Source organism: Rhodoferax sp. (assembly GCF_018063565.1).
Lineage (GTDB): Bacteria > Pseudomonadota > Gammaproteobacteria > Burkholderiales > Burkholderiaceae_C > Rhodoferax.
The window spans coordinates 37,020-47,205 of the sequence record NZ_JAGPBB010000025.1 but is presented as its reverse complement, the minus strand read 5'-3'; the positions used below and the strand labels follow the sequence as shown (position 1 = coordinate 47,205).

Below are 10,186 nucleotides of genomic sequence, written 5' to 3'. Positions count from 1 at the left end.
CGACCAAGTCATCGCAATTGACTTCTGTTTTTAAGGAATGTTAATAAGAATTTATCTTCTTTTTCGGAATCAAATTCAGCTCTATCGTTGCGCCTTCTTTCACCCAACGGAGCAAATCCATGCAAATCATCTTTGAATCCCGTGACGCCGATGGCCACCAGTTGCGCGACTTGTCAGTGGAGCGTGTGCGCTTTGCGCTACGGCGCCTGACCGCCTGGGTGCCCCACGCCCGGGTGCAGTTCTCGGATGTCAACGGACCCCGCGGTGGGGTGGACAAGCGCTGCCAGGTCGAGCTCAAGACCGACACCGCCGGCGTCGTTGTCATCACCTCGCTGGCGCATGACTGGCGCACGGCGCTCGACCGCTCGTTGACACGCGCCATCCGGGTACTGACGCGCAGTTTGCAGCGCAGCCAGAAACCTGTGCGCGGCCGCACTGCCCGGCTGGCCTTTGACAGCTGAATCCCATTCCACAAAACTCCACGAGCACGATCCATCATGAGCAACAGCTATTCAAACTTGTCAGCCGACCCGGGCCACCCCAGCTCGGCCGGTGCTGCGTCCATTGTTAGTCACCCTGAACAGGTGCGCCGCGTCTTGCGCAACACCTATGCGTTGTTGGCAATGACGCTTCTGTTTAGCGCGGGCGTGGCGGTGGCCACCCTCACGCTGCAACTGCCGGCACCGGGGCTGGTTCTCACGCTGGTGGGCTACTTCGGTCTGCTGTTTGCCGTGTTCAAACTGCAAAACAGCGTTTGGGCCTTGCCCGCCGTATTTGCCTTGACCGGCTTCATGGGCTACACGCTGGGGCCGTTGCTAACCCATTCACTCGCCTTGCCCGGCGGTGCGCAGACTGTGACGCTGGCGCTGGCGGCCACGGGTGCCACCTTTTTGGCCTTGTCAAGCTATGTGCTGCTGACCCGGCGTGATTTCAGCTTTATGGGTGGCTTCTTGTTTGTTGGCATGGTGATCGCGCTGATTGCGGGCATTGCCGCGATGGTGTTTGAGATGCCAGCGCTGGGGCTGGCGGTATCGGCGATGGTGGCTTTGCTGTCGGCGGGTTTGATCCTGTTTGAGACCAGCCGCATCGTGAGTGGTGGTGAAACCAACTATGTGATGGCCACGGTGAGCCTGTATGTGTCGGTCTTCAATCTGTTTACCAGTCTGCTGAGCCTATTTGGGTTGGGTGGCTCCAACGACTAATGCCTTGAAGATCTCGGAGAAACACATGAAATGCCCAACCTGCCCTGACACGACCCTGGTGATGAGCGACCGTCAGGGTGTCGAAATTGATTACTGCCCCGCCTGTCGCGGGATCTGGCTGGATCGAGGCGAACTCGACAAGCTGCTCGAACGGGCTGCCAGTGCTGTGGAACCCGCCTCCAGGCCAACACCGCGCGCTCGACCCCATGCGGACTTTGACGACTCCGATGACCTGCAGTTACCGCGCCATCCGCGCAGTCACAAGAAGTCATGGCTCAGCGAAATTTTCGATTGACGCAAAGAAAGGTTACCAAAATGCACAACCTCACAGGGTCTACCCGCAACCCACGTGCCAGTTCCGGCCCTGGTGTCAGCGCCGGGCGGCTCGGCAGACGATTCATCCCTCGCTCATTCACCACAAGGCAACCTTCCCCCATGCGCAAATATGCCCAAAACAGTCCGCAAGCTGCCGCCCGTATCGTGGCTTTGACCCTTGTTGCCGATGGCGATGTAGGCCCGGCTGAACTGGCCCTGCTCGATGCGCTTGCGGTCCACCAACAGCTTGGCCTGGAGCGCGACGCCTTGTATGCCGTTATTGACACTTTTTGCGAGGATCTGCTGTCAAGCAAGCAGCTCAACTGGGCCGACGTTTGTCCAGTGGACGAGTACACCCTGGCCGACTTGTTGAGCGAGGTGGACGATCCCGCCTTGCGTCGCAAGGTACTCGAGCTGTGCGTCAAGCTCGCCGAAGTTGACAACCATGTGGCACCGGCAGAGTCCATCGTCTTGAGCGCAGCCGTGGTGCATTGGAGTCTGCATTACAGGATGCTGACCGCCTCGTCGGCCGATGCCCATGCAAGTCCATAGCTGATAATCATGCAAGACGACCGACCGCGTTGGGATGGGGCTCGGATTTTCCAAATAGGTGAACCGGGTCAGAACAAACCGGAGTTTTTCCATGAAGAGGGACACCAAGGCATCACGTAAAGTGGTCAACGCCAATGTCAAACTTGAAGGCAAGGGCTTTGCCATGTCTTTTCAGGTCAGCGTACCTGCTGGACCCACTGCGGTTGGCGATCTCCTGCCATTTGCGCAGGCACTTTCCGACGCCATCGTGCATGAGACCACGCGTCTGGTGCAAGAAGCCGGTGAAACGGTCTCCTGCTCCAGCGGCTGCGGCGCATGCTGCAGAGGTTTTGTCGCCATCACGCAGGCAGAGGCACGGCAGCTTCACGACTATATTGCAGCACTTCCACCCGCACGACGAATCCATGTTGAAGCGCGATTCAAGCAGGCACACCTGCAGCTTGAGGCGGCTGGTCTTCTGAAAATCATCCAAACCGCTGAGTCATGGACCCTAGCGGACTACCAGGCGATGGTGACTGCGTATTTCCCGCTGGGTATTGCCTGTCCGTTCCTGGAAGATGAATCGTGTTCCATCTACCAGGTCCGCCCCATCACCTGCCGGGAATTCATGGTGACGTCACCAGCGCGACATTGTGCGGAACTTGATTCAGCCAAAGTGCGCCGCGTGACCTTGCCCTTGCAGGTTTTTCATGCGGTTGCCCGCTGGCAGGAGCCCGAGGACCACGATGGTCACCTGGAACCCTGGGTACCGTTGATCGTTGCGCCACACTGGGCGCAGTCGCATCCAGACAAGGCACCCACCAAAACCGGCCCGCAACTGCTGCAAAGCCTGCTCAATCGGATGCAGGCTGCCCAACCGTCAGCCTAGGGCAGCATCAAATGAACGTCGGGTAATGCGGGTCATAGACATGCGCTTTGACCAGTTCCAGCATGTTCTCGGGCCGTGAGCGCGACGCCAGGCCACGCTCAAACGCCACCTCTGCCACGGCGACCGCGATGTGCGCCGACACCTCGCGGATATTGGTCAGCGGCGGCAGCAGGGCACCCTGGTCCAGATCGGCTGGGGTCACATAGTCGGCCAGGGTTTGCGCGGCAGCCAGGAACATTTCGTCGGTGATGCGGGTGGCACCACAGGCAATCGCACCCAAACCCACACCAGGGAAGATGTAGGCGTTGTTGCCCTGGCGCGGCACCAGCGTGCGGCCCTGGAACGGCACCGGCGCAAACGGGCTGCCACAGGCAAACAGAGCTCGGCCATCGGTGCCCACGTAGGCTTCTTCGGCGGTGCATTCCGCCTTGGAGGTGGGGTTGGACAGTGCAAACACGATCGGGCGGGCGTTGATGTCGGCCATGGCACGCAGCACTTCGGGCGTGAAGGTGCCGCCCACAGCCGCCACGCCAATGATGGCGGTGGGCTTGAGCGTGTTGACGGCGCTTAAGAAATCCGCGACTCCGGCATGGTCATGCGCGTAGGGCTGTTTCTGTGCTGCCAGCCCTTCGCGCGACTTGACCACCAGACCCTTGGAATCGACCAGCCAGCAGTGCTGGCGTGCTTCCTCGGTGGCGATGCCTTGGGCTTCCATGGCGGCCACGATCAGGTCGGCAATGCCGGTGGCGGCTTCGCCCGCGCCGAGGAACAAGAATTTCTCGTCCGACAGTTGCGTGCCCTTGACACGCAGCGCCGAGAGCACACCCGCCAGCGCCACCGAGGCCGTGCCCTGAATGTCGTCGTTAAAGGTGCAAATCTTGTTGCGGTATTTTTCCAGCAGCCTGAAGGCGTTGTGGTTGGCAAAGTCCTCAAATTGGATGATCACGTCCGGGAACACCTCGCGTGCGGCGGTGATGAACTCGTCGATCAGCTCGTCGTAGGCCGAGCCGGTGACGCGGCGCCGGCGCAAACCAACGTAATACGGGTCGGCCAGCAAGCCCTCGTTGTTGGTGCCCATGTCGAGCGTGATCGGCAGGCAGATGGCGGGGTCAATGCCGGCGCAGGCGGTGTAGAGCGACAATTTACCCACCGGGATGCCCATGCCGTTGGCACCCTGGTCGCCCAGACCCAGAATACGCTCGCCATCGGTGACCACAATGATGCCGGCTTTGCGCGGCCAGTTGCGCAGGATGTCGGCAATGCGGCCGCGGTCGTTGATGCTGATGAACATGCCACGCGGGCGCTGGAAGATATGGCCAAAGCGCTGGCACGCCAGCCCCACCGTGGGGGTGTAGATCAGCGGCATGATCTCGTCGACGTGGTCACACACCACGCGGAAAAACAGTGCCTCGTTGCGGTCGTGCAGGGCACTCAGGGCAACAAACTTCTCCAGCGCATCAGGCAGCTTGCGCATGTGCTCCAGAAAGCGCGACATCTGCTCGTCCTGCGTGTGGATGTGCGGCGGCAGCAGGCCGCGTAGTCCCAGCGCGTCACGTTCGATCTCGGTAAATGCGGTGCCCTTGTTGCGCAAAGGGTCGGCCAGAAGTTTCACGCCATGCTCGATGGCGTTTGGGCTTATTTTCATACGTGTCGTCCTCATAGGTTGGAGTTCGAGCAGGCCCCCGCTCGAAAGGCAGCATCCTACTCCTTCGCGTCCAACCGTGACGCAGGTTGATAACTCGCTAAGTCGACACCCGCTTGCCACGTGCAGCCAACTCGTCGGCAAAGCTGCGCTTGGCCTCCGGGTAGATCAGCGTTTCTTCCAGGGAAATATGGTCCTGGCACAGCGCCAGAAACACCTCAACGTGGTGCTGCAACTCAGCCGGGTCAACCCAGTCTTCGCCTTGGGCGATGGCGCGCAGCATGGGCGCGAGCTCCAGCCAGTTTTGCTCGATCCAGCCATGGTCTTGCTGCAGGGTGCGCACGGCGTGCACCAGTTCAGTGTTGTCGCTGGACAGCAATGGCGGGAAAATATTTCTCTCTTCTTCGGCGTGGTGTTGGCGAGAGGTGCCGGAGAAAAACGCCTCGATACTGCCAATCTTCTGGCGAAACGCCATATCGTCGGCACCGGCCTCCAGTTGTGGCAGCAGGGCAGTCAACTCATCCAGATTCTTCTGGATTTGCTGGTGACAGGCATCGAGTGCCTGAAATCGGTCGGGTGGTGCAACGGTCGTCATTCGGCTCTCCTGATCAGGGTTGATTCACAAACTCGGGCGATGCTACTTTACCCAAGGTGTCAGCCACCTGACATCACGGCCGCCAGTGAACTGATTTTGATGTAAATCAACAAATTCCAATATTTCGGAATTCTTTGGCCCAAAATTCCCGGTCGGTCAGCGTACCATCGCGCAACCTGCGGCGGTGCGAGGCATCTCACTGCGGGACAAGGAGACCACGTTGCAACCCACCAACACCCAAAATCCGGCCTATTTTCACAAGGTCGTCGACTGCCAATGGGCCTGCCCGGCCCATACGCCCGTTCCTGAGTACATCCGCCTGATCGGACAAGGCCGCTACAGCGACGCATACATGATCAACTGGGTGAGCAATGTCTTTCCCGGCGTGCTCGGTCGTGTTTGCGACCGCCCGTGTGAGCCCGCCTGCCGGCGCGGGCGGGTCGAAGAAAACAACGGTGCCAAGCCGGAGGCGGTGGCGATTTGCCGCCTCAAACGGGTGGCGGCGGACAACAAGGACTCGGTCGCCGACCGAATGCCGGCAATTGCGCCATCCAACGGCAAACGCATCGCCTGTGTGGGTGCCGGCCCGGCGTCTTTGACCGTGGCGCGTGACCTGGCCCCGCTGGGCTACGAGATCACCATCTTTGACGGCGAAGTCAAGGCCGGCGGCTTTATCCGCAGCCAGATTCCGCGCTTTCGCCTGCCCGAGGAAGTGATTGACGAAGAGGTGGGCTACATCCTCAATATGGGTGTCAACTTCCGCCGAGGTGAGCGGATTGATTCGTTGAAAGCGCTTATGCAACAAGGCTATGATGCTATCTTTGTTGGTAGCGGTGCGCCGCGCGGCCGCGAGCTTGACGTGCCAGGGCGCCAGGAAGCAGCCGCCAATATTCACATCGGTATCGACTGGCTGGCCAATGTGTCGTTTGGCCACATCACCACCGTCGGAGAGCGGGTGATCGTGCTCGGTGGCGGCAATACTGCCATGGACTGCTGCCGCTCAGCGCGGCGCATGGGCGGCAAGGACGTCAAAGTGGTGGTGCGCAGCGGCTTTGAGGAAATGAAAGCCTCGCCGTGGGAAAAAGAGGACGCACAGCACGAGGGTATCCCGATCCTGAACATGCATGTGCCCAAAACGGTGGAGCATGTGAACGGCAAGCTCACCGGCATGACCTTTGAGATTGTGCGCGCCGAATACGACGCCAAAGGCCGGCGCAGCCTGATTCCCACGGGTGAACCCGATGTGCATCTGGAGTGCGACACCGTGCTGGTGGCCATTGGGCAAGAGAATGCTTTCCCATGGATTGAACCCGACTGCGGCATTGCCTTTGACAAATGGGGCTTGCCGGTGCTGGGTGAGGGCACCTTCCAGTCCAGCATCAAGAACGTGTTTTTTGGTGGCGATGCGGCGTATGGCCCGAAAAACATCATCACGGCAGTGGCGCACGGCCACGAGGCGGCGGTGTCGATTGACCGGATGCTCAACGGCGAGGATGTGACAAGGCGCCCGGCCCCCACCACCAACCTGATGTCGCAAAAGATGGGCATCCACGAGTGGAGCTACCGCAACGACGTGTCCAACGACCACCGTTTTGTGGTGCCCTGGGCCAAGGCCGAGACCGCACTGGCCAGCATCAAGATCGAAGTGGAGCTGGGCTTTGATGCCGCCACCGCCTTCAAGGAAGCCAGCCGTTGCTTGAACTGCGACGTGCAAACGGTGTTCAACCGTAGTACCTGTATCGAGTGTGATGCCTGCGTGGACATCTGCCCGATGGACTGCATCACTTTTACGGCCAATGGCGACGAGAGCGAACTGCGCGGCCGTTTGAAGGCGCCAGCCAACAACAAGACTCAAGACCTCTATGTGTCTGCCGATCTCAAAACCGGGCGTGTGATGGTGAAAGACGAAGACGTCTGCCTGCACTGCGGTCTATGTGCCGAGCGCTGCCCCACCGGTGCGTGGGACATGCAGAAGTACCTGTTCAAGACCACCCAAGCCGGGCCGCGCGCGCGTGACCCCAAGCCGGTCGCCCCGGCAACCCTTATTGCCCAGCCGGAGGCCGCATGAAGCGCATCGAAGCCATCAACGATTTCGTCATCAAATTTGCCAACGTCAACGGCTCGGGCTCGGCCAGCGCCAATGAGCTGTTTGCCAAGGCCGTGATGCGCATGGGCGTGCCCGTGAGCCCGCGCAACATCTTCCCCAGCAACATCCAGGGAATGCCGACCTGGTACGAGGCCCGCGTGTGTGAAAAAGGCTATCACGGCCGCCGTGGCGGTGTCGACATGATGGTGGCCATGAACCCGCAAACCTGGGACGCCGACATCGCCGAGATTGAAACTGGTGGATACCTGTTTTACGACAGCACCCGCCCGATGCCGGCTAACAAGTTCCGCGACGACGTCCACACCATGGGTGTGCCGCTGACCGAGATCGCCAACAATGCCTATACCGACCCGCGCCAGCGCCAGTTGTTCAAGAACATCATTTACGTGGGCGCGCTGTCGGTGCTGCTCGATGTGGATGCCGAGGTGTTCGAAAAACTCTTTGCCGAGCAGTACAAGGGCAAGGAGCGCTTGCTCGAATCGAACGTGCAGGCACTGCACCTGGGCCGCAACTACGTCAAGGAACATATGCAAGCGCCGCTGGGCATCCGGGTGCAGCGTGCTGACAACGTGGGCGACCAGATCTTCACCGACGGCAATAGCGCCTCCGGGCTGGGCCTGGTGTATGGCGGTGCCACCGTGGCGGCCTGGTACCCGATCACCCCCTCCACCTCGATCCCCGAGGCTTTCCAGAAATATTGTTCCAAGTTCCGGGTCGACCCGGCCACTGGCCAGCACAAATTTGCCATCGTGCAGGCCGAAGACGAGCTGGCCAGCATTGGCATGGTGATTGGCGCCGGCTGGAACGGCGCCCGTGCTTTCACGGCCACCTCAGGCCCCGGCGTGTCGTTGATGACCGAGTTCATTGGTCTGGCCTACTTTGCCGAAATTCCGGTGACCATCGTCAATGTGCAGCGCGGCGGCCCCAGCACCGGTATGCCAACACGCACTCAGCAGTCGGACCTGCTCTCGTGCGCCTACGCCTCGCATGGCGATACCAAGCATGTGCTGCTGTTCCCGCAAGACCCGTACGAGTGTTTCACGCACAGCGCGGCCGCACTAGACCTGGCCGAGCGCCTGCAAACCCCGATTTTTGTCATGCTTGATCTCGACATCGGCATGAACCAGCGGCTGTGCAAACCGTTTGACTGGGACGACAGCAAAGAATACGACCGCGGCAAGATCATGACCGCCGAAGAACTTGAAGCGGGCAAACCGTTTGGCCGCTACCGCGATGTGGACGGCGACGGTATCCCGTGGCGCACGCTGCCGGGCACGCACCCCAGCAAAGGTGCCTTCTTTACCCGCGGCACCTCGCGCAACCCGCAAGCCATGTACTCCGAGGCTGGCCCGGATTACATCTACAACATGGAGCGGCTGATCCGCAAGTTCAAAACCGCCGAAACGCTGGTACCGCAGCCCATCCTGCGTAAAGCGCTGGCACCCACGCGTCTAGGGGTGATGTATTACGGCTCCACCACACCGGCGATGCGTGAGGCACTCGATGTGCTTGAACGCAATGGCGACCATGTCGATGCATTGCGGCTGTGCGCCTTTCCGTTCCCGGATGCGGTGCGTTACTTCCTGGCCGAGCACGACACGGTGTTTGTTGTCGAGCAGAACCGCGACGCGCAAATGCGCACCATGCTGATCAACGAGCTCGACGTGAACCCGGCCAAGCTGGTGAAAGTGCTGCACTACGACGGCACGCCGATCACTGCGCGCTTCATCATCCGCAGCATCCACGAGAGCGTCGCCAAGAGCGCGCAGGCCCATGAGGCCAAGGAGACCGTATGACTTTCATCGCCAAACCGCGCCTGCATCACCCAACTTTGCACACCAACAAGGTCGGCTACACCCGGCGCGACTACGAGGGCCGCATTTCGACCCTGTGTGCCGGCTGCGGCCACGACTCGATCTCGGCGGCCATTGTGCAGGCCTGCTGGGATCTCGACATCGAGCCACACCGCGTGGCCAAGCTCTCGGGCATTGGCTGCAGCTCCAAAACGCCCGATTATTTTTTGGGTGCCAGCCATGGCTTTAACACTGTGCACGGACGCATGCCCAGCGTATTGACCGGGGCCAACCTGGCCAACCGCACGCTGATGTACCTGGGCATTTCGGGCGATGGTGACTCGGCCTCGATCGGACTGGGCCAGTTTGCCAATGCCATGCGCCGGGGTGTGCGCATGGCCTATATTGTTGAAAACAACGGCGTCTATGGCCTGACCAAGGGCCAGTTTTCCGCCACTGCCGACCGCGGGTCCAAGAGCAAGAAGGGTGTGGTCAACAGCGACTCCCCGGTCGACCTGGTGGGCATTGCGCTGCAACTCGGTGCCACCTATGTGGCGCGCAGCTTCTCGGGCGACAAGGCGCAACTGGTGCCGCTGATCAAAGGCGCCATGGAACATGGCGGCGCCGCCTTCATCGACGTGATCAGCCCTTGTGTGACCTTTAACAACCACGGCGGCAGCACCAAGAGTTACGACTATGTGCGCGCGCACAACGAAGCGGTAAGTCGCATCGACTTCATCACCCCAGGCAGCGAAATCACGGCTGACTACCCCGCGGGCTCGGTGGTCGAGGTGGAGCAACACGACGGCACCTCGTTGCGCCTGCGCAAGCTGCATACCGACTACGACCCGACCGACCGCTTTGCCGCCATGGCCTACATGCAAAGCCGCGCCGCCTTGGGTGAGATCGTGACCGGTCTGCTCTACATTGACCCGCTGGCCACTGACTTGCATATGGCGCTCAACACCATCGCTTCGCCGCTCAACACGCTGAACGCCAAGCAGCTCAACCCGGGCAAGACAGCACTGGATAAAATCAACGCCTCTTTGAGGTAAAAATGCCTCTAGCTCATACTGAGTAAGTGCAGACAGCTATCGATTTATTTCTTGTTA

The 10,186-nt window shown here is 60.3% G+C and carries 10 protein-coding genes; 8 read left to right on the top strand and 2 right to left on the bottom strand.

Translation table 11 applies throughout. The features are described from left to right. The first annotated feature begins 119 nt into the window (after positions 1-119). From KBF66_RS08115 to KBF66_RS08095, 5 genes are all read left to right on the top strand, one after another. Positions 120-461 (top strand): HPF/RaiA family ribosome-associated protein, encoded by a 342-nt coding sequence (locus tag KBF66_RS08115; RefSeq protein ID WP_296654908.1) that lies wholly within the window; start codon positions 120-122, stop codon positions 459-461. A gap of 36 nt (positions 462-497) precedes the next feature. After that, on the top strand, positions 498-1,202 hold the full coding sequence (locus KBF66_RS08110; RefSeq protein WP_296654906.1) for a Bax inhibitor-1/YccA family protein: 705 nt from the start codon (positions 498-500) through the stop codon (positions 1,200-1,202). Positions 1,203-1,227: 25 nt separating this feature from the next. After that, positions 1,228-1,497: a zf-TFIIB domain-containing protein gene (locus tag KBF66_RS08105; RefSeq protein ID WP_296654904.1), complete on the top strand. Its 270-nt coding sequence runs from the start codon at positions 1,228-1,230 to the stop codon at positions 1,495-1,497. A 140-nt stretch (positions 1,498-1,637) separates the two neighbouring features. Further along, the gene (locus tag KBF66_RS08100; RefSeq protein WP_296654903.1) at positions 1,638-2,069 is read left to right on the top strand and encodes a TerB family tellurite resistance protein; all 432 of its coding nucleotides are present in this window, start codon (positions 1,638-1,640) and stop codon (positions 2,067-2,069) included. A gap of 91 nt (positions 2,070-2,160) precedes the next feature. Then, positions 2,161-2,937: a YkgJ family cysteine cluster protein gene (locus tag KBF66_RS08095; protein WP_296654902.1), complete on the top strand. Its 777-nt coding sequence runs from the start codon at positions 2,161-2,163 to the stop codon at positions 2,935-2,937. A 7-nt stretch (positions 2,938-2,944) separates the two neighbouring features. Here the strand turns inward: KBF66_RS08095 and KBF66_RS08090 are convergent, their stop codons facing one another. Continuing rightward, positions 2,945-4,582, bottom strand: a complete 1,638-nt coding sequence (locus tag KBF66_RS08090; RefSeq protein ID WP_296654900.1) for an NAD-dependent malic enzyme — start codon at positions 4,580-4,582, stop codon at positions 2,945-2,947. Positions 4,583-4,679: 97 nt separating this feature from the next. Continuing rightward, the gene (locus tag KBF66_RS08085) at positions 4,680-5,174 is read right to left on the bottom strand and encodes a hemerythrin domain-containing protein (protein WP_296654899.1); all 495 of its coding nucleotides are present in this window, start codon (positions 5,172-5,174) and stop codon (positions 4,680-4,682) included. Between the two features lie 220 nt (positions 5,175-5,394). On the opposite strand from KBF66_RS08085, the gene KBF66_RS08080 reads away from it, so the two are divergent. The 3 genes from KBF66_RS08080 to KBF66_RS08070 are packed head-to-tail and all read left to right on the top strand — an operon-like array spanning position 5,395 to position 10,129. After that, positions 5,395-7,242, top strand: coding sequence for an FAD-dependent oxidoreductase (locus tag KBF66_RS08080; RefSeq protein WP_296654897.1), 1,848 nt, complete (start codon positions 5,395-5,397; stop codon positions 7,240-7,242). Beyond that, positions 7,239-9,077 carry a 2-oxoacid:acceptor oxidoreductase subunit alpha gene (locus KBF66_RS08075; protein WP_296654895.1) on the top strand — a complete coding sequence of 613 codons (1,839 nt, stop codon included), beginning with the start codon at positions 7,239-7,241 and terminating at the stop codon, positions 9,075-9,077. Before KBF66_RS08080 ends, KBF66_RS08075 begins: the two co-directional genes overlap by 4 nt. Further along, a complete protein-coding gene (locus KBF66_RS08070) occupies positions 9,074-10,129 on the top strand; it encodes a 2-oxoacid:ferredoxin oxidoreductase subunit beta (protein ID WP_296654893.1) in 1,056 nt (351 codons plus the stop codon). The genes KBF66_RS08075 and KBF66_RS08070 overlap by 4 nt, the downstream gene beginning before the upstream one ends. The last annotated feature ends 57 nt before the right edge of the window (positions 10,130-10,186 follow it).

Bases quoted from the DNA above. Each gene is read 5' to 3' on its own strand.
- KBF66_RS08115 (WP_296654908.1), top strand. From the start codon at position 120: ATGCAAATCATCTTTGAATCCCGTGACGCCGATGGCCACCAGTTGCGC.
- KBF66_RS08110 (WP_296654906.1), top strand. From the start codon at position 498: ATGAGCAACAGCTATTCAAACTTGTCAGCCGACCCGGGCCACCCCAGC.
- KBF66_RS08105 (WP_296654904.1), top strand. From the start codon at position 1,228: ATGAAATGCCCAACCTGCCCTGACACGACCCTGGTGATGAGCGACCGT.
- KBF66_RS08100 (WP_296654903.1), top strand. From the start codon at position 1,638: ATGCGCAAATATGCCCAAAACAGTCCGCAAGCTGCCGCCCGTATCGTG.
- KBF66_RS08095 (WP_296654902.1), top strand. From the start codon at position 2,161: ATGAAGAGGGACACCAAGGCATCACGTAAAGTGGTCAACGCCAATGTC.
- KBF66_RS08090 (WP_296654900.1), bottom strand. From the start codon at position 4,582: ATGAAAATAAGCCCAAACGCCATCGAGCATGGCGTGAAACTTCTGGCC.
- KBF66_RS08085 (WP_296654899.1), bottom strand. From the start codon at position 5,174: ATGACGACCGTTGCACCACCCGACCGATTTCAGGCACTCGATGCCTGT.
- KBF66_RS08075 (WP_296654895.1), top strand. From the start codon at position 7,239: ATGAAGCGCATCGAAGCCATCAACGATTTCGTCATCAAATTTGCCAAC.
- KBF66_RS08070 (WP_296654893.1), top strand. From the start codon at position 9,074: ATGACTTTCATCGCCAAACCGCGCCTGCATCACCCAACTTTGCACACC.